The organism is Corynebacterium sp. LaCa78 (genome assembly GCF_046717505.1).
Taxonomy (GTDB): domain Bacteria; phylum Actinomycetota; class Actinomycetes; order Mycobacteriales; family Mycobacteriaceae; genus Corynebacterium.
On record NZ_CP177112.1, the window covers coordinates 1,418,603 to 1,436,536 of the forward strand.

At 58.9% G+C, this 17,934-nt stretch carries 17 protein-coding genes; 1 reads left to right on the forward strand and 16 read right to left on the reverse strand.

Annotated elements, in window-relative coordinates; genetic code table 11:
* Positions 1-16: 16 nt before the first annotated feature.
* The 10 genes from ACLI1O_RS06800 to ACLI1O_RS06845 all read right to left on the reverse strand — a co-directional run bounded on the left by ACLI1O_RS06800 (position 17) and on the right by ACLI1O_RS06845 (position 10,569).
* Complete coding sequence (locus tag ACLI1O_RS06800; protein WP_239268264.1) at positions 17-562, reverse strand: adenine phosphoribosyltransferase; 546 nt, start codon at positions 560-562, stop codon at positions 17-19.
* A gap of 50 nt (positions 563-612) precedes the next feature.
* Complete coding sequence (locus tag ACLI1O_RS06805) at positions 613-2,388, reverse strand: ABC transporter substrate-binding protein (protein ID WP_239268266.1); 1,776 nt, start codon at positions 2,386-2,388, stop codon at positions 613-615.
* Positions 2,389-2,460: 72 nt separating this feature from the next.
* A complete protein-coding gene (gene secF / locus ACLI1O_RS06810; protein ID WP_411706783.1) occupies positions 2,461-3,633 on the reverse strand; it encodes a protein translocase subunit SecF in 1,173 nt (390 codons plus the stop codon).
* A gap of 2 nt (positions 3,634-3,635) precedes the next feature.
* Positions 3,636-5,519, reverse strand: a complete 1,884-nt coding sequence (gene secD / locus ACLI1O_RS06815; RefSeq protein WP_239268270.1) for a protein translocase subunit SecD — start codon at positions 5,517-5,519, stop codon at positions 3,636-3,638.
* Positions 5,520-5,830: 311 nt separating this feature from the next.
* The gene (gene yajC, locus ACLI1O_RS06820) at positions 5,831-6,181 is read right to left on the reverse strand and encodes a preprotein translocase subunit YajC (RefSeq protein ID WP_239268272.1); all 351 of its coding nucleotides are present in this window, start codon (positions 6,179-6,181) and stop codon (positions 5,831-5,833) included.
* An 89-nt stretch (positions 6,182-6,270) separates the two neighbouring features.
* Complete coding sequence (gene ruvB / locus ACLI1O_RS06825; protein ID WP_239268274.1) at positions 6,271-7,350, reverse strand: Holliday junction branch migration DNA helicase RuvB; 1,080 nt, start codon at positions 7,348-7,350, stop codon at positions 6,271-6,273.
* A 36-nt stretch (positions 7,351-7,386) separates the two neighbouring features.
* Positions 7,387-7,995 (reverse strand): Holliday junction branch migration protein RuvA, encoded by a 609-nt coding sequence (ruvA, locus tag ACLI1O_RS06830; protein ID WP_239268276.1) that lies wholly within the window; start codon positions 7,993-7,995, stop codon positions 7,387-7,389.
* An 81-nt stretch (positions 7,996-8,076) separates the two neighbouring features.
* On the reverse strand, positions 8,077-8,649 hold the full coding sequence (gene ruvC, locus ACLI1O_RS06835) for a crossover junction endodeoxyribonuclease RuvC (protein WP_411706784.1): 573 nt from the start codon (positions 8,647-8,649) through the stop codon (positions 8,077-8,079).
* 193 nt (positions 8,650-8,842) lie between these two features.
* The gene (locus ACLI1O_RS06840; protein ID WP_023022595.1) at positions 8,843-9,598 is read right to left on the reverse strand and encodes a YebC/PmpR family DNA-binding transcriptional regulator; all 756 of its coding nucleotides are present in this window, start codon (positions 9,596-9,598) and stop codon (positions 8,843-8,845) included.
* A 92-nt stretch (positions 9,599-9,690) separates the two neighbouring features.
* Entirely contained in the window at positions 9,691-10,569 is an 879-nt protein-coding gene (locus ACLI1O_RS06845) for an acyl-CoA thioesterase (protein WP_239268278.1), read from the reverse strand.
* A 143-nt stretch (positions 10,570-10,712) separates the two neighbouring features.
* Here ACLI1O_RS06845 and ACLI1O_RS06850 point away from each other — a divergent pair, with 143 nt between their 5' ends.
* Positions 10,713-12,107: a DUF2029 domain-containing protein gene (locus tag ACLI1O_RS06850; RefSeq protein ID WP_411706785.1), complete on the forward strand. Its 1,395-nt coding sequence runs from the start codon at positions 10,713-10,715 to the stop codon at positions 12,105-12,107.
* 4 nt (positions 12,108-12,111) lie between these two features.
* Here ACLI1O_RS06850 and ACLI1O_RS06855 read toward each other — a convergent pair whose 3' ends face one another.
* From ACLI1O_RS06855 to thrS, 6 genes are all read right to left on the reverse strand, one after another.
* Positions 12,112-12,573, reverse strand: a complete 462-nt coding sequence (locus ACLI1O_RS06855) for a hypothetical protein (RefSeq protein WP_239268307.1) — start codon at positions 12,571-12,573, stop codon at positions 12,112-12,114.
* Positions 12,573-13,676 carry a glycosyltransferase family 4 protein gene (locus tag ACLI1O_RS06860; protein WP_239268282.1) on the reverse strand — a complete coding sequence of 368 codons (1,104 nt, stop codon included), beginning with the start codon at positions 13,674-13,676 and terminating at the stop codon, positions 12,573-12,575. Before ACLI1O_RS06860 ends, ACLI1O_RS06855 begins: the two co-directional genes overlap by 1 nt.
* Complete coding sequence (locus ACLI1O_RS06865) at positions 13,676-14,578, reverse strand: phosphatidylinositol mannoside acyltransferase (RefSeq protein ID WP_239268284.1); 903 nt, start codon at positions 14,576-14,578, stop codon at positions 13,676-13,678. The genes ACLI1O_RS06860 and ACLI1O_RS06865 overlap by 1 nt, the downstream gene beginning before the upstream one ends.
* An 84-nt stretch (positions 14,579-14,662) precedes the next feature.
* Positions 14,663-15,271 carry a phosphatidylinositol phosphate synthase gene (gene pgsA / locus ACLI1O_RS06870; protein WP_239268287.1) on the reverse strand — a complete coding sequence of 203 codons (609 nt, stop codon included), beginning with the start codon at positions 15,269-15,271 and terminating at the stop codon, positions 14,663-14,665.
* Entirely contained in the window at positions 15,264-15,833 is a 570-nt protein-coding gene (locus tag ACLI1O_RS06875; protein WP_005283324.1) for an HIT family protein, read from the reverse strand. Before ACLI1O_RS06875 ends, pgsA begins: the two co-directional genes overlap by 8 nt.
* Complete coding sequence (thrS, locus tag ACLI1O_RS06880) at positions 15,820-17,883, reverse strand: threonine--tRNA ligase (RefSeq protein WP_239275209.1); 2,064 nt, start codon at positions 17,881-17,883, stop codon at positions 15,820-15,822. The genes ACLI1O_RS06875 and thrS overlap by 14 nt, the downstream gene beginning before the upstream one ends.
* Positions 17,884-17,934 lie beyond the last annotated feature (51 nt).

Here is a 17,934-nt window from a genome sequence, read left to right on the forward strand (position 1 = left end):
GCTTAGACACACCATCTTAGTCAGCGTCATCCAGCACAATGAGCGGCGGGCCCGATAAGCGTTCGCGTCCATTAAGACCCTTAACTTCTAGCACCACGACGTTGCCCGCGACCTCGGCGCCTGCAGACTCGAGCAGCAGCTTGGCGCCGTGGAGGGTGCCACCGGTGGCCAGGACGTCATCGACAAGCACCACGCGCTTGCCCTTCACATCGACGCCGCTGGCTGGGATCTCCAATGCGGCCGAGCCGTACTCCAGCTCGTATTCTTCGGTATATACCGGCGGTGGAAGCTTGCCCTTCTTGCGGATGGCCAAAATACCCAAGCCCAGCTTGTACGCCACGGCAGAGCCCAACAAGAATCCGCGGGCATCCAGGCCGCCGATAAGATCCGCGCCCAGCTCCTCGCAGGCGGCCGCGAGACCATCAACAACGGCCCGAAATGCCTCAGGATCGGCTAATACCGGTGTGAGGTCTTCAAAAAGAATTCCTTCTTCTGGAAAGTCCTGCACAAGGCGCACCTTGTCGCGCAAAGCTTGTGCTGCTGATTCATAGTGAGAAGTCATCATCTTCCTTGAGAATTAAATAGCGAGAATAAATTTAAAAACGAAAAGGCCTAGGCCTTCTCCACAGGTTCTTCTGCCGGCACGTGCCAACGATCCATATTCCAGCCGATGCCCGAGACGCCAGTGTACGGCAGGACACCCTCCACGTCGCGGTGAACGATAAACGCGCGCGGCTGCGCAGCGACTGGAATGGAGGGAACACTCTCCCACAGCTGCTCTTCCTGCTCCTTGAGCTGAACGGAATTTTTAATACTGGAATCAGCGGCGGAGTACTCGGTCAGCGGATCGACTGGGCCCAAGAAGGCATCAATGGTTGGCTGCCCCGATTCCGGATCAGGGTTGAGATAAAACTGCGATAGGTTCTCCGCCGCAGCATCCTCGATGGTAATCCCCGCCGGCTCGCAAGAGGCGCGCAGCGCATCAACCATCGCCTGATAGCGCTTATCCGGGCCAACGTAGCCCACCCTGATGGTGGACCCGTTCAACTGGCCGGCCGCAGCCATGTCCGTTCCCTCGTGGTCCTTCGCCACCGAGCCTAGCGTTTGGGCCACCGGATCTTGGACAGAGACGGTGCGCACATAAGCCGGGGGAACATCGACACCAGATATTTCGGAGCTCTTTTGTGCTAACGCCGCTTGGTCGACGCAAGCAGCAAATGCCTTTCTAGCAGAAGGCTCCGCAAAAATCCCGGCCTGCGACAGCGTCAACGTATCGGTTTGCAGGCCCACCTTGGTGATCGTCTCAAACTCGGCATTCTCTGTGCCCGCGGAGCCCTCCGCATTGGAGTCGCTTTCTTTATTCGAGCCAGATCCGTTTGTGGATTCTGAGGCGTCGTTGCCTTCCTCGGATTCTGCGTCCTTAACCGCGTTCCCTGAAAGCCAATCGGGCGCCGCGGTGGCGGAATCTGCCACCTTGAGAACGCCCTTATCCGCAAGTTCCTGTGCGTTGGCAGTACCCGGCCATATGACAAGGCGATCCAAGGCAGGTTTGTCGCCGCGATACTGCTCATTGGCTTTTAAAAAGACCTCGCCGGAATCACCAATCTTATCCGCGGTAAATGGGCCGTAGGACACCTGCAGCTGTGGGTCAAAGTCATCCTTGGCTGTAGAAAAACCATAGCGCCACAATTCCGCTACTGGCTGCAGCGCCGCCATGTCTCCTGCATGCAGGGCCGCGTTGAGATCCTCCATGCTCATGTCCGTCTTCTGCGCAAGCGCATGCGCAGGCATAACGGTGCCAGGGCCAAACATTTGGCGCCACCGATGTCCCTGGTCTTTCTGGAAAGTCAGCGTAAAGGCTTTGCTCTGCGGTGTGCACTCGATATCGGCGATGTCATTCATTAGTGGCATATGCGAGGCAAATTCAACCGGGTGCGTGCCAGCCGTATAGGAAAGCAGGTAATCATCGCAGGTGACGGGCGCACCATCGGAGAACGTGGCGTCATCAGCAAGCGTCAAACGCACGCTTTCCTGATCACTATCTGCTGCCGGCGGAAGCTCTTCGGTCTCTACCAAATCCGCATTGGGAATGAGCTGTCCGGAGGGGCCCGGCACAAAAAGACCGGGATAAAGCCGCGCCGAAAGTTGGGCCGCTGAGGTGGTGCTGCCGAAGGCGGTGCCCGCATTCGTCGTGGTCAGCTGAGAGTTAACCATATACCCGGGGTAGTTATAGGACTCCGGATCGGCGGGCGAGGCCTGGTCACCGCCCTCAGATTCCTCACTACTGCACGAGGCCGCTACCAGCGCCAGGGCGGAAAGCCCTGCTGCAACCGCCATGATTTTGGGACGGCGCCCCCACCACCGTGTGGTGCCTAATCTGCGTTCCACGGTACGCACAACCCCTTTTCTCCTAAAAAGACCAAGCCTTACTCTGCCTGATTATGCCGTGTTCAAGGGCATTTAGCGGCCCGGGCGCCACGTAGCACCTGTATGGCCGGAGGCACTGCTGCCGTGATCAGTTTGTTCTTCTGCCACTTCCTTGTGCGTCTTGGCCCCGACATCGGAAGGCGTAACCACCTTGCGCTTTGCAGAACCCGCGTCCGCCGGTTCACCGTCCTCAGACTTACCCGCGCGGTAATCCAGCACACGCTGCGTGTGCTGCTTGACGCGCTTAGTCCAATTAGCAAACGTCACCACCAACGGGGTAGCCAAGAAAATCGAGGAGAAAATACCCTCGATGACGCCGATGAGCTGGATCAGCGCCAAATCGCGCAGCGTACCGATGCCCATAAGCCATACGGCGATGACGAACAGCGCGATAATAGGCAGCGCGGAGATGATGGAGGTGGAAATGGAACGCATGACCGTCTGGTTAATCGCCAAGTTGGCGAGTTCCCCATAGGTCTTAGAACGTTGGCCTTCCAGCCCCGCCGTATTCTCATTGACCTTGTCAAAGACGATGACGGAGTCATAGATGGAGAAGGTCAGGACGGTGAGCAAACCGATGATGACGGCGGGAGAAACTTCAAAGCCGAAGAGGGCGTAGATACCGGCGATGACGATGCCATCGATAATCAGCGCCAAAATGGCGGCAAAAGCCATAATCTTTTGCAAGCGCACCGCCACATAGATGGTCGCTGCAACGAGGAATACGACCATGGCGAGGATCATGCGCTGCGTAATCGAGGAGCCCCACGATTCGGACACGGTGGAAGAACCGATGGCGTCTGGGGTGGCCTCCCCGTTTTCATCCTTCGGTTGGAATTCCTCGTAGATGGCAGACCGGGCGCTGTCTACCTCTTCTTGACTCAAGCGCTCCGAGGTGATTTCAAGCGTCTCAGAATCGCCGGCGCCGACGATGCGAACCTGTTCGGGTTCAACGCCGGTGGAGTCCTCAAAGACGGTAGCTACCTCGTCCTCTTTCAAGTCCCCAGCGGGCATGGACAAGGTGCTTCCTCCCTCAAAGTCGAGGGAAAGGGTAAATCCGCGAATCAGGATGGCGGCGATGGCGCCGACGAGGAGCGCGGCGGTAATCCCGTACCACCGTTTGGTGTGGCCAATGAAGTCATAGCCACGCTCGTCTTCATAGAGGCGATCTAAACGGGAAATCTTATTTTTAGTCGATACGGCCATGATTATTTCTCCTCATCTTCCGCGGCTGCTGAGGGCGAAGAACTCTCTGACGATTTGGCGCCAACGGATGCCGAATTTTCAGTGGAGCGCGCCTGCGACGCACCAGCGGCAGCGCGGGAATCTCCGTAGTAGCCGCGCTCGCGCCGCTCTTCAATTAGCGCATAAATTCCGCCCAAACCATTCATCGATGGCTTGGCTGCCGCTGGACGGCGGCCGATTATTTGCATTACCGGTGCCATGACCAAGAAGGAGACGACCAAGTCGAAGATCGTGGTCAAGCCCAAGGTGAACGCGAAGCCCTTTACCTCACCGATGGCGAGGAAGTAGACGATGACAGAACCGATCAACGTCACCGCGTTACCGGTCACGATGGTGCTGCGCGAGCGCTCCCAGGCCTTCTGCGTTGCGGACCTGAAGGTTCTGCCCTCTAAGAGCTCATCCTTGATGCGCTCGTAGTAGACCACGAACGAGTCCGCGGTTGCACCGACACCAATGACCAAACCGGCAATACCGGACAGGTCGAGCGAGTACCCGATCCAACGACCCAGCAACACGATGGCGCCGTAGGTCAGCAGGCCGGAGCCGAGCAGGAAGATGACGGACACACCACTGAGCGCTCGGAAGTAGTACAAGGAGTAAAGGATGACCAAAATCAAGCCTGCCAAGCCAGCCCACAGTCCGGCCTCGAGGGCTGCCTTACCCAGTGTCGGTGGAATGGACTCCACGGTGCCGCCGGGCTCGCCGTTTTCGCCGGCAAAGGACAGCGGCAATGCACCGTAGCGCAGATTATTGGCCAGGTTATTGGCTTCTTCTTGGCTAAATTCACCGTTAATGGAGGTAGCGGAACCGTACGGGGTAGCCCCCTGGATGACAGGTGCCGAAATGACGGCCGAGTCAAGGGTGATGGCAATCTGGTCGTTCAGGTGCTCCTGCGTAAGGTCAGCCCAGGTCTGGGAGCCGTTCGGGCCATCGCCAGTCTTGAAGGAGAAGCTGATCTCCATCTGACCGGACTGTGGGTTCAGGCCACCGTTGATCGGGGAATTGGTATCAATCTCATTACCCGTCAAACGGGTACCGTCTTCATCCTCAACACCGTTGAGCAACGGGGCTGGCTCCAAGACGTAGGGAGTGCCGCTGTCGTAATCACAGGTCACAAAAGGCTTGGACGGATCGTCCGCACCAGCCAGTGGGTCAGCGGAGCCCTGGCAGGTCAGGAGCGAAGAGGCCGCTGCTTGCGTTGTCGGATCGTCCGATTGGCGGTCCTTCAACAACATTTCGGTGACTTCATCGCGACGCTCTGTCTGCTCAATGGAGTTGGACGGCTCGTCCAAGGGCTTAGCGGAAACCTTCGGTGCCTTGACATCCTTCGGTTCCTTACCCTCAGCCTGCGCTTCTTGCTGGGCAACGGCATTGGTGACGTCTTCCAACTTCTTGTTGGCTTCGTCCTTATCTAGGACACCGTATTTGACCCAGCGGTTAGCCATATCCTCCAGCTGTTTGTCGAGCTTGTCCATGTCCGGCGCAGAGGGTTGCGCCACCGGGCGGAAGTACAACTGGGAGGTCTGCCCCACCGCCTGGGCTTGGGATGCATCCTCGCCCGGTACGGTGATGACGAGGGTATTGCCGTTGATGACGACCTCGGAACCAGAAACGCCCATGCCGTTCACGCGCTGTTCCAAAATATTGCGCGCCTGCCGTAGCTGGTCCTGGGTGGGGTCTTCACCTTGGGGCGCCAAGGTAACGCGGGTGCCGCCCTGCAGGTCGATGCCTAGCTTTGGGGTGGCTTGGCGGTTTCCGGTGAAAAAGACCAGCGCATAGATAACGACCACGATGAGTCCAAAAAGCGCGAGGGCGCGCTTTGGCCATTGGCGGTTCCTATTTTTCATAGCGCCTCGAGATGATGCGGACAACGATATTCTCCTGTGCACTGCAAACCAGGGTGATTAAACATTAAATACGGCCCGCCCGATTCGGCGCGGGCACGTTAACAACGCACAATCGTACGTCATGGAACAACATTTTCCTTAACAGGGTCCGCGATTCAGCGAAAATGTGTCAGGTTCTACGTTTCTCATAAGCCAATGGCGGGCCTAGAGAATTCCCCGCGCGTGCACAGGGAGTGCGCCCGCGTCTTCCTCCACAGAGGTCGCCGGCGCTAATGTCTTCCTCCACAGAGGTCGCCGGCGCTAATAAGGAATTAACGGTCGTTGGAGTGCTCGCCCTCTTCGCCGTTGAATCCATCATCATTATTGCTTTCAGCGTTGTCTGCGCCACCGCGGTCAAGTTTCTGGGCCTCGCTTTCCGTGCGCACCACCGCCATCTTGTCAAAGGTGAGGGTAACGCCCGGGGAAACCTCGAGGTCCACGCTGGTATCGGTGGTTCCGCGCACCACGCCGTGTACACCGCCAGCGGTCACGATGCGGTCTCCATCCTGTAGGGAGTTTTGCAGCGATTGCATGTCGTTTTGGCGCTGGCGTTGCTTACGCATCGCCATAAAGGAAGGAATGATGAACAAAATGACAATGATGATGAGAAAGATGATTTCCATAACTTTCCAGTATGCCAGACCGTTTCGTTCACAAAAACCATGAGCCGGTTCCACCTCTGCGGCCGCACCAGCGAGGTGCCCACGCTTGCCTAAAACAACCCAATCGCGCCATCGGGCGGCGTCAGGCCCAGGTGCTGCCAGGCGGCCGCGGTGGCTACCCTGCCCCGCCCGGTGCGCGAAATCATGCCGGCGCGAACCAAGTACGGCTCGCACACCTCCTCCACGGTAGAAGGTTCCTCACCCACGGCGATGGCCAAGGTATTAACACCCACAGGCCCGCCACCATGGCCATTGATCAGGGCATTGAGGACGGCGCGGTCCAGGCGGTCCAGGCCCATTTCATCGACGTCGAATACCTCCAACGCCCCCTGCGCGGCGGAAAGATCGATGCGTCCGGTGCCATTGACCTCCGCATAATCGCGCACGCGGCGCAGCAGGCGGTTGGCAATGCGCGGGGTGCCGCGCGAGCGCGAGCCGATTTCTACGGCGGCATCATCATCGATGGCGACGTCCAAGATATGTGCCGCACGCTTGATCACATGGGTGAGATCCTCGGTGCTGTAGTACTCCATTTGGGCGGTAAAGCCGAAGCGATCCCGCAGCGGACCGGTAAGCATTCCCGCTCGCGTTGTGGCCCCGACCAACGTAAACGGCGGGATCTCCAAGGGGATCGAGGTAGCACCCGGCCCCTTGCCCACAATGACATCGATTCGGAAATCCTCCATGGCCATGTAGAGCATTTCTTCGGCGGGCCGGGCGATGCGGTGGATCTCATCGATAAAAAGCACGTCGCCTTCCATGAGGTTCGAAAGCATGGCCGCGAGATCTCCCGCTCGTTCCAGCGCTGGGCCCGAAGTCATGCGCAGCGAGGTGCCGAGTTCCTGCGAAATGATCATCGCCATGGTGGTCTTACCCAGACCGGGCGGTCCCGATAACAGGACGTGATCCGGGGTGACCCCGCGGTTCTTCGCGCCCGTGAGCACGAGGGACAGCTGCTCCCTCACCTTGGGCTGCCCAATGAATTCCGTCAGGGACTTGGGGCGCAGGGAGCGCTCGATATCGTGTTCTTCTGCGTGAGCGGTGGCTTCCACATCACTATTGTGCTGGGATTCGTGCGCCTTACTCATCCCCTCTGGGAGGTTGAACTCGGTGCGCTCAATATCGGACATGCTGTAGCCTTTGTGTCTTCTTGACGTCGTGTTCTTTTAGCCTTGCTTACCCAGCTGGGCCAGGGCCGCGCGCAGCAAGGTCGACGTATCCGCCGCAGGGGCTTCGGCGTATGCCGCCTCCACCACGGGGCGAGCCGCCTTCTCAGTAAATCCTAGGCCCAAGAGGGCTTCAGTGACACTATCGACAACTGGGTCACCGGCACCTGTTGCCTCCGGTGCAGCATCGGGCGCGGGAGTTCCAGCAAAGCGCTTTACCTTATCTTTTAGCTCCAGGGTAAGGCGTTGGGCCACGCGCTTGCCGACGCCCGGGATAGACTGCAGCGCCTTAACATCCTCCCCGCCAATGGCTGCGGCCAGCTCTTCTGCGCCCATGACGGATAACGCGGCCAAGGCCAGTTTGGGCCCCAAGCCGGACACGGATTGCAGCACTTGGAACATTTCGCGGTCATCGTCGCTGGTAAAACCGTATAAGGTCAATGCGTCTTCCTTGACCACCAACGTAGTCAGCACAAAGGCTGTTTCTCCGCGGCGCAAGGTTCCCAACGTCTTTGCGGTGGCTAAGAACTTATAGCCCACACCGCCACATTCAATAACGCCGTGGTCTAAACCAATGTGGAGTACCTCTCCCCGCAATGCCGCAATCATTTTCTACCGTGCCTTCCTACCTGTGTGCGCTTTCAACATGACCTAATAATGAACAAAACTTAACCTGTGGGGTGTGGCGCGCTAGGGCTGAACACCCTTCCCCCGCCCGCGGACGCCGCTGGTCTTTGCGCCAAGCCCTAACCCGGTACTATCCATTCTCACGATCGCTGGCGCGCGCCAGCAGTGGCAGACGGCCAGCGCCAATGCATCCGCCGCATCCGCAGGCTTGGGCGGCTCCGTAAGCCCCAGGATACGGGTGATCATGGTCGTCATTTGCTTCTTATCCGCGCGCCCATTACCAGAAATGGCCTTTTTTACCTCTGACGGGGTGTACATATAAACCGGAATATCCCGCTCGGCGGCTGCGAGCACAAGGACTCCTACGACGTGAGCAGTCTGCATGACTGTTGAGACCTGGCCGCGTTCGAAGACGCGCTCTATGGCAACCACATCCGGCGAATAATCGTCCATCCACTCCTTGGCCGCAACAGAGAGCCGCAGGAGCCGCCTGGTCAGATCCTTATCGCTCGGGGTTCGCACCACGCCCACGGAGACGGGAAGAATTGCGCGCCCGCGGCCTGCTTGGACTACGGACAGGCCACAGCGAGTGAGCCCAGGGTCGATGCCCATCACGCGCATGCCTTCGATATTCACACCCGCCCACTCCCCGTTCCGCGGCCTCGTCGTTTCTAGTCTTAATTCCCTATTATGTCTTACACACACATGTTCTACAACACGACGTGAATGTTAGGCTGTCCCAATAAAAACACAACAAAAGCTCGGCACCGGAATCTTCGCATGCGCGAAGTGCCGCCACCGAGCTAGTGCCCCACTATGTGCAGTATTCTTACTCTGCGTTGAGTTCTGCGAGTACCTCATCGGAGAGGTCCATATTGGTATATACGTTCTGGACGTCGTCGGATTCTTCCAAGACATCGATGAGGCGGAAGATCTTCTTGGCGTCATTGGCCTCGAGGGGAACCTCGACGGAGGCACGGAAATCATTATCGGAGTCATCGACCTCAATATCGGCTTCCTTGAGGGCCTCCTTGACAGCCTGCACATCCGTGGGTGCGCAGATGATCTCAAATTTCTCGCCCTGGTCCTTGACCTCTTCGGCGCCGGCATCGAGGACCGCCATCAAGACGTCATCCTCGCTCAGCTCACCCTTTTCCACCAAGACATACCCAGTGCGGGAGAACATATAAGCAACCGAGCCAGATTCGCCCAGGTTGCCGCCATTCTTGCTCATCGCGGTGCGGACATCGGTAGCCGCGCGGTTGCGGTTATCGGTCAAGCATTCAATCAGCATTGCGACACCGTTGGGGCCATAGCCCTCATACATGATGGTCTCCCAGTCAGCACCACCGGCTTCTTCACCAGAACCGCGCTTGCGGGCGCGTTCGATGTTGTCATTGGGGACGGAGGCCTTCTTGGCCTTCTTAATCATGTCATCGAGCGTTGGGTTGGCCGCAGGATCACCACCGCCGGTTCGCGCCGCCACTTCAATGTTCTTAATGAGCTTGGCAAATTCCTTGCCGCGCTTGGCGTCATTGGCAGCCTTCTTGTGCTTGGTAGTTGCCCATTTTGAGTGGCCTGACATTAAGTCCCTTTCTAATTGGGTTCTAAATCTGGTGACAATTATACGTGCCCTGCACGAACTGGGAAAAGCGCCCCCAGGATACGCAAGCTTTTCTAGACGTTATGCCAATTGCCGTGGGCGGAACCGCTGCCTAGGTCCTCATCGAGGAACCGCGTCAAGCCCTCCTGTTTGACCAGCGCGACGAGTTCGCCCTGTTCAGTGAATAATTTACCGCGCGCGATGGCCGTGCCTTGCGACGCTGTGGGCGATACCTGCTCATAAAGCAGCCACTCATCCACGCGGAAGGGGCGGAGAAACCACACCGCATGGTCAAGGCTTGCCAACTGGATCTTCTCCCCCTGGTGCGGAATGAGCGCCGACCGAATGAGGGTCATATCGGACATATACGTCAACGCAGCGCGGTGGAATGCGGGGTCACTCCCAAGCTCGCCGGTATTGCGGAACCAAATATGGCGATATCCAGCACCGGTTACCTCCGCGGCGGCATCATCGCGGCCTTCATCAGGGACCAAACGGATATCCCAATCGGTCCACTCCTTCAAGATGATTCGGGTGGAATAGGGCGCCCCGCCACCGCGGCGAGCGGCTTCATCGGGGCTTAATACCTGCGGTGCCACATCCTGATGTTCGGGACCTGCATCACCATCGCGGTGGAAACTAGCCAGCATAATAAAGACGAGGCGGCCATCTTGGACGACCCGAACCTCGCGGCTGGCAAAGGAACGGCCATCACGCAGCCTTTCTACCTGCAACTCCAGCGGGTTTTTCGTATCACCTGGGCCAACGAAATAGCCATGGAGGGAATGCACCTGCTTATCCTCCACCGTCCTTTGCGCCGCGGTAAGGGCCTGCGCTGCAACTTGGCCACCGAAGGTGCGTTCAATCTGCGAGGGAATCGCCGGGCCAGCAAAGACATCCGCATCTTGGGTGCTTTCTAACGCCAAAACCTCAGAAATGGTGCCCACAGTCATCCTTTCTTGTGCGCCTACTATGCGCTACATCACGTAAGTCTTCGTCTGTCTTGCCACCTTACTCCCCGGGGCAGCCCAACCCGGATGACGAGGAACCTGATTCGAACTACGCAACGGCCAAAATATTCCCTACAATCTTTTGGGTGAAAAGATTCGTGACAGTTCCTGCGGTATGGGTGGGGTGGGCTCTCGCCCGCTTGATATTGGTCTATTTTTTGAAGCTCGACCACAGCGCACGCGGCGATGTTGCCTATTATTTCGCCGGCCTTTTTGGCACCGATCCCACGCAGATGACCGAGTATCCCCACGCGGGCACGTGGCCCACCATCATCTTAAGCTGGTTCACCGGTGGAGACCGCGGCGTATTCTATATCGGCTTTACCATCATGACGCTGCTTGTCGATGCCGCCTTCCTCGCCCTCCTACTTCGCCACCACGAACGCAATAAGCGCGTTTTTCTCGCCGGCTGGTTCTGGGTCTTTTTTGGCACGGCTGCAGGACACGTCTTTGTGTGGCGCCTCGATATTTTTCCTGCCGTCGCCGTCGCAGGTGCCGCAGCGCTGCTTATTTCTCATCCCAAGACAGGCGCCGCCCTATTAGGCTTCGCTACCACCATGAAGCTCTGGCCAGGCGTCCTCGCAGCTGGACTGGTAGGGCGTTTTAATAGTTCTAATTCCTGGCTGCGATTGGCGTCCTTTTTCGGCTCCGTTGCTGCTCTTTCGGCGTTGACAGTTTTTACCTCCGGTATGGACCGACTTCTTTCCCCACTGAATTATCAGGGGGTGCGCGGGCTCCAACTCGAATCCGTTCCGGCGACATACTTGCTATTGCAGGCACACCTCACACCGGGTAAATGGCGTTTAGGTTATGCTCCGTCAAAGAGCTTCGAGATTTCTGGCCCGGGCGTCGATGCCGCCATCATGTGGAGCACCATCGCGACGGCCGGGATGCTGGTCTTCGCCCTGAGCTGGGCGCTATACCGCTTCTTCGCCGGAGGCTGGACCTCGCGAACGACGGTCGCCTTTTTCACGCTCATGGTGCTTCTACTCATAGCCACCAATAAAGTATTTTCGCCCCAGTACATCATTTGGCTCGGACCCCTATTCGCGGTGGTCGTACGCCAACAGCTCCCCGCCGGGTTTGTGCCCATCAAAATCTGTCAGGGTTTCCTCGCTGTATGCGCAGTTGCAGCGGCCGCGCTCGGCACCTACATCTACCCTTTCCACTATGACTACGTGTGGAAGTATGTAGGCGAAAACCTGACTCCGGTCTACGTGCTCGTCGCCCGCAACGTGCTCATCCTCGTCATGGTCTTCATCGCGCTCATTTGGTTCATCCTTGAGATAAGCCTGTCGCGCCGCATAGAAAAGGCCATCGTGGCAGCAAGCGACCCGGAGCAAGCCCAAGAAGCCGCCGCAGAGGCCGCGCCCTCACCAGATACCGGGCGAATCAATGTGCCGGGCTCCGACACCGCCGACGCGGACGCCTCCGAGCCTGACGCGAGCACCGATGACACTAGGGAGGTAACGCGCGGCTAAATTTTCAATCCGCCAGCATGTAGTCGAAGTACTCGGGCAATTTAGCGGTTCCGCCGAGGTGGAAAAAACGCACCGCTGGGCGCAGGCGCAGCGCGCGCGTATCGCTGACCGCCTCGTTATAAAAGCGATGCGCCAACTGGATGCGGCCTTCTGCATCCGCCAAGGCGGCCGGGCGCTGGCCTACCGGAAAATCGCGCACGATGGCCGCCGAAAGCTCGCGTTCTACCATGGTGCGGGCTTGAAAATGCCCATGCGAAAGCTCCGTGGATTCGGCCTTTTGCGCCAAGGCGGCAAGATCTGGGGACACAGCCGCAGTTACCGCTGCCCGGCGGTCCAGCGCCGCCTGCAGCTGCGCCAGCGCAGCGTCGGTTCGGATGTGCAGGAAGTTTAACCGCTGCGCGGTGAAAATGGCCCACGATCCCACAAGAATGAGAATAAGCAGCACGATGGTTATTTCTATCGCCATCATCGCTTCACCCTCACCTTCGTGCCATCTTGCACCGTTTCATAAACTTGAATGACCGCCGCGGCAACATGGTCCCAGTCATACATCTGGGCGCGTTGGACGCCATTGCGCACCAGGTGCCGCCGGTAATCGGCATCATCCAGGACCTGGTTGAGCACGCGTGCCAAGTCAGAGGCATCGCCAGTGCGGAAGAGCGCTCCCGCTGGCTCTTCCGATTCTGCGTTGCAGACCGCCTGGAACGCCTCCAAATCCGAAGCCACGACGGCCGCACCGGCGGCCATTGCCTCTACCAGCACGATGCCAAAGCTTTCCCCGCCCGTATTGGGCGCCACGTAAACATCGGCCCGGCCCAAGATCTGTGCCTTTTCTGCATCGCTAACGCGCCCAACAAAATCCACGCCCTCGACCTCGCGGGCGCGGCCGCCGCCCATAATGGTCACGCGGATATTCTTGTTGACCTGGTGCAATGCGGCTAAAAGGATATCCAGGCCCTTCCGCGGCTCATCGAGGCGGCCGAGGAAGACGACCTCGAGTGGGGCATCGGCAAGCGCGGGCTGGCTTTTCTTGCGCGCAAGCGCATAGACGGAGGTATCGACGCCGTTGGGAATCAGGACAGGATCGCCACCCAATTGCTCCACCTGCCAGCGCCGCGCCATATCCGATACCGCAATGCCACCGCGAATCTTTTCCAAAAAGGGTACGAGCAGCGGCTTTGCCAAGGTAAGAATGAGGGAATTGGCCGCCGAGGCGTGGTACGTCGCCACCATGGGGCCGTGTGCCACGGCCAAGGCGGTCATGGAAAAGCTCGGGGAATTGGGCTCGTGGATATGCAAAACGTCAAAATCGCCGTCCCGAATGAAGCGCTTGACCTTGCGCGTTACCTTCGGCCCCACCGACAGGCGCGCAACCGAACCGTTATACGCAATCGGGAAGGCAGGGCCGCCCTTGACCACGAAATCCGGCAGCGGTGTGGACTTCGCGGCGGGCCCAAGGACCTGAACAAAGTGGCCCTGTTCTATGAAAACGGTGGCCAGGTCAAGGATATGGGCCTGCACGCCACCGGGTTCATCAAAAGAATACGGGCAAATGATACCGATGCGCATTAACGGGAACGTTCCTTTCGCGCTTGCCGGCGCCGCTCCACATCCTCGTTCCATTGCGGCTGCAGCATGTGCCAGTCTGCGGGGTGGCGCCGAATGTTGGCCGCAAACCCATCCGCCATGCGCTGGGTGGTCTCCTGCACATCGGTGACCTCTACTTCTGGAGACACCGACAACCCCCAGCCATCGCCTTCAAACCAGGAGTGCACCACGTGGAGCGCTGCGCCGGTTTCAATGGCTAGCTGTGCGGGACCTGCCGCCATATTGGCTTCCTCGCCCATGAAATCTACCGTGACGCCGCTGCGGGTGATATCGCGTTCTGCCAATAGGCACACTACCCCTCCCTCCTCAAGGGCCTCCTTCAGCCGCGCAAAGGGAGGGACCGCCCCACCGGTAAGCGGCAGGACCTCAAAGCCTAATTCCTCGCGGTAATCCACGAAGGCATCAAAAAGCACCTCCGGCTTCAACCGCTCTGCCACGGTGGTAAATTGCCCGTAATGGCCCACCAAGAAAACCCCGGCCATATCCCAGTTGCCGGAGTGCGGCAGCGCCAAGATGACGCCGCGGCCAGACTGCGCCGAGGCATCAAAGTGCTCGAGCCCTTCCAAGCCCTTCATGAGGCGCTCGTGCAGCTGGGGATCCGCATGAATCGCGGGAAGGCGAAACGCCTCCATCCAATAGCGCATATAGGAGCGCATGGAATCGCGCACCAGCTGACGGGTGACGTTTTCTGCCCCCACCACGCGGGTGAGGTTTCTTCGCAGGCCATCCATGCCGCGCCCGCGGTCGCTCGCGAAATCCGCTACCCACCGGAAGATGGTGCGCGCTACCGGGTCGGGCAACCGGCGAACTACCTTCCAGCCCGCCAAATACCCGGCCGCTGCTACATCTTCTTTATCCCACATGGTGCCGGATCCTCCAGAAAAGTTAGTGCGCAAACCACGAACTAGCCGGAACGATAGCCCCTGCTGCGCCCATGTTCGCTTGATTTACATCTCGGCGTCTTGGCGCGCTGCAATGGCAATGCGCTGGTACACGGTAAAGATTGAGCCTACCGCCAAGATCCACAGCGATACCGCCGCAGCATACTCTACGCCCAAGCCCTCCAGGCCGATTCCGCCTAACGCGAGGATGAGGCGTTCTGGGCGCTCAATCAGTCCGCCCACCATGGTGAAACCAGAGGCCTCTCCCCTAGCCTTGATATAGGAAATGACCTGGGAGCAGACCAAGGTTATGAGGCAGGCCGCCACGGTCCATTTGGACGCGTCTGCGGTATACACCAGCCACCAGACGATGGCGCAGAATAACGCGCCATCGGTAATGCGGTCACAGCTTGCATCCAGCGTGGCGCCGAAAGCGCTCGATTTACCGGTCAGCCGCGCCATCGTGCCATCGAGCATGTCAAAGGCGGCAAAGAGGCCGGATAATACGGCGGCTATAAAGAGGTGGCCGGTAGGAATGAGGATCACCGAAATGGCGATGGTCACAATAGTGCCCACAACCGTGACCACGTTGGGAGTCAATCCCAATTTTAAAAAGGTCTTGGCTATAGGTTCCACCACCACGGCGGCGGGCTTTCGCCCATGCACGCTAAGCACGCGAGTCCTCCTCTTCCATGTCACGCCAACCCTCTGCCAGGACACGACGGGTGTCTTGCAGTAGTTGCGGTAATACCTTAGTCCCATCGAGGACAGTCATAAAGTTACTATCCCCGGGCCACCTTGGCACCACATGCAAATGCAGGTGGTCTCCCACCGAGCCGCCGGACGCGCGCCCCAGGTTAAAGCCCACGTTAATGGCCTCTGGGCGTGACACGCGCTTGAGCACCCGCACCGCCTTTTGGGCAAAGGCCATGAGCTCGTGGGATTCTTCCTCGGTGAGGTTTTCCAGCTCGGATTCCTTGCGGTACGGCACCACCATGAGGTGGCCGGCATTATAGGGAAACAAGTTGAGCAGCGCATATACCGTTTCACCGCGCGCGATGATAAGCCCATCCTCATCGCTGCCCTTCGGGGCTTCCACAAAGGGATCTTCGGACCGCTGCGCAATATAGGCCATCCGGTACGGCGCCCACAGTCGCTCCAACCGGTCCGGCTCACCGGCACCGGTATCGACGAATGTTTCCTCGCTTTGGCCCTTCTGCGGATTAGCGCCGGGCACGAATGAGCTCTTCTGTCGGCTGCTCGTTGGTGCGCTCTGCCACCCAGGTGGTAATGAGCTCAACGGCTTCATCAACTGGCACGCCGTTGACCTGCGTGCCATCCAAGAAGCGGAAGGAGACCGCACCGGCTTCCACGTCGCGGGCGCCGGCGACCAGCATGAAGGGAACCTTGCCCGTCGTGTGGTTGCGGATCTTCTTCTGCATGCGGTCATCGGAGGTATCTACATCCGCGCGAATGCCCTTGCGGCGCAGCTTGGCGGCGACGTCCTCCAGATGCGGGACGAAGTCATCCGCCACGGGAATGCCCATGACCTGATGCGGTGCCAACCACGCTGGGAATGCGCCCGCGTAGTGCTCAAGAAGCACTCCGAAGAAGCGCTCGATGGAGCCGAAGAGGGCCCGGTGGATCATGATCGGGCGCTTCTTCGTGCCATCGGATGCGGTATATTCCAGCTCGAAGCGCTCGGGCAGGTTGAAGTCCAGCTGCACCGTGGACATCTGCCAGGTGCGGCCGATGGCATCGCGGGCTTGGACGGAGATCTTCGGCCCGTAGAACGCGGCACCCTCAGGGTCAGGAACGAGCTCGAGCCCGGACTTTTCTGCCACGGACTGCAAGATGGCGGTCGAACGCTCCCAAATCTCATCGGAGCCGACGAACTTATTGGGATCCTTGGTGGAAAGCTCCAGATAGAAATCGGACAGGCCGTAATCCTCAAGCAGCGAGATGATGAAGTCCAGGACCTGGGTGAGTTCTTCTTCCAACTGCTCTTCGGTGCAGTAAATGTGGGCATCGTCCTGGGTAAAGCCGCGCGCACGCGTCAGGCCATGCACCACGCCGGACTTTTCGTAGCGGTAGACCGTGCCGAATTCAAACAGGCGCAACGGCAGCTCGCGGTAAGAACGGCCGCGGGATGCAAAGATCAGGTTGTGCATCGGGCAGTTCATCGGCTTGGCATAGTAGTCCTGCGGCTCCTTGACGGTATTTCCCTCGGCGTCGTACTCGCCATCGAGCTGCATCGGCGGGAACATGCCATCGGAGTAGAAATCAAGGTGGCCGGATTTACGGAAGAGGTCGCCCTTTGTGATGTGCGGGGTATTGACAAAGGAGTATCCCGCCTGCACGTGGCGGTTGCGGGAGTGGTTTTCCATCTCCATGCGCACGGTCGCGCCATTGGGGTGGAATACGGGGAAACCGGAACCGATTTCATCCGGGAAGGAGAAGAGATCCAGTTCTTGGCCCAAGCGGCGGTGGTCGCGCTTTTCTGCCTCTTCCACCATGGTCTGGTAGGCAGCCAGTGCATCCTTGGACTCAAAGGCGGTGCCGTAGATTCGCTGCAGGCCGGCGTTGGCCTGATCGCCGCGCCAGTAGGCGGCAGACGAGCGAGTCAGGGCAAAGGCCGGAATGTATTTCGTGGTGGGAACGTGCGGGCCGCGGCACAGGTCGAACCATTCCACCTCATTGGTGCGCGGGTTCACATTGTCATAGTGCGTCAGATCGCCAGCGCCCACCTCGGCGGCCTCGTCGGAGTCCGGGTCCACATTGCCCTTGTCCTGGATAAGCTCCAGCTTGAAGGGCTCATCCTGCAAGGCCTGTTCCGCCTCTGCCGTGGAGGCATAGGTGTGGCGCTCGAAGCGCTGGCCGCCCTTGATGATCTTCTTCATCCGTTTTTCCAGGTTCTTGAGATCCTCCGGGGTGAAGGGCTCGGCGGTCTGGAAATCGAAGTAGAAGCCGTTCTCAATGGACGGGCCAATGCCCAGCTTGGTGCCGGGGAACTCGGCCTGCACGGCCTGGGCCATGACGTGGGCGCAGGAGTGGCGAATGACGGCGCGGCCATCTTCCTCACAGGCGGCTACCGGGACAAATGTCGATTCCTCATCCGGGGTATGCGAAAGGTCATACAAGGTACCGTCCACGCCGCGGACTACCACGACCGCCTCTGGGCCCTTATTGGGCAGGTTCAGCTCGCGGAGGGCCGCACCAACCGCTTGCCCGGCTGGCACGGTGAAGGATTCGTAATTTACCGGTGCTGCGGGAATAAGTTCCGCCATATTCGCGCTCCTTTTTGCGCTCACGCAGATACGGCATACCTGGCCGCATCC

Bases quoted from the DNA above. Each gene is read 5' to 3' on its own strand.
- ACLI1O_RS06800 (WP_239268264.1), bottom strand. From the start codon at position 562: ATGACTTCTCACTATGAATCAGCAGCACAAGCTTTGCGCGACAAGGTG.
- secF (WP_411706783.1), bottom strand. From the start codon at position 3,633: ATGGCCGTATCGACTAAAAATAAGATTTCCCGTTTAGATCGCCTCTAT.
- secD (WP_239268270.1), bottom strand. From the start codon at position 5,519: ATGAAAAATAGGAACCGCCAATGGCCAAAGCGCGCCCTCGCGCTTTTT.
- yajC (WP_239268272.1), bottom strand. From the start codon at position 6,181: ATGGAAATCATCTTTCTCATCATCATTGTCATTTTGTTCATCATTCCT.
- ruvB (WP_239268274.1), bottom strand. From the start codon at position 7,350: ATGTCCGATATTGAGCGCACCGAGTTCAACCTCCCAGAGGGGATGAGT.
- ruvA (WP_239268276.1), bottom strand. From the start codon at position 7,995: ATGATTGCGGCATTGCGGGGAGAGGTACTCCACATTGGTTTAGACCAC.
- ACLI1O_RS06840 (WP_023022595.1), bottom strand. From the start codon at position 9,598: ATGTCAGGCCACTCAAAATGGGCAACTACCAAGCACAAGAAGGCTGCC.
- ACLI1O_RS06845 (WP_239268278.1), bottom strand. From the start codon at position 10,569: ATGACTGTGGGCACCATTTCTGAGGTTTTGGCGTTAGAAAGCACCCAA.
- ACLI1O_RS06855 (WP_239268307.1), bottom strand. From the start codon at position 12,573: ATGGCGATAGAAATAACCATCGTGCTGCTTATTCTCATTCTTGTGGGA.
- ACLI1O_RS06860 (WP_239268282.1), bottom strand. From the start codon at position 13,676: ATGCGCATCGGTATCATTTGCCCGTATTCTTTTGATGAACCCGGTGGC.
- ACLI1O_RS06865 (WP_239268284.1), bottom strand. From the start codon at position 14,578: ATGTGGGATAAAGAAGATGTAGCAGCGGCCGGGTATTTGGCGGGCTGG.
- thrS (WP_239275209.1), bottom strand. From the start codon at position 17,883: ATGGCGGAACTTATTCCCGCAGCACCGGTAAATTACGAATCCTTCACC.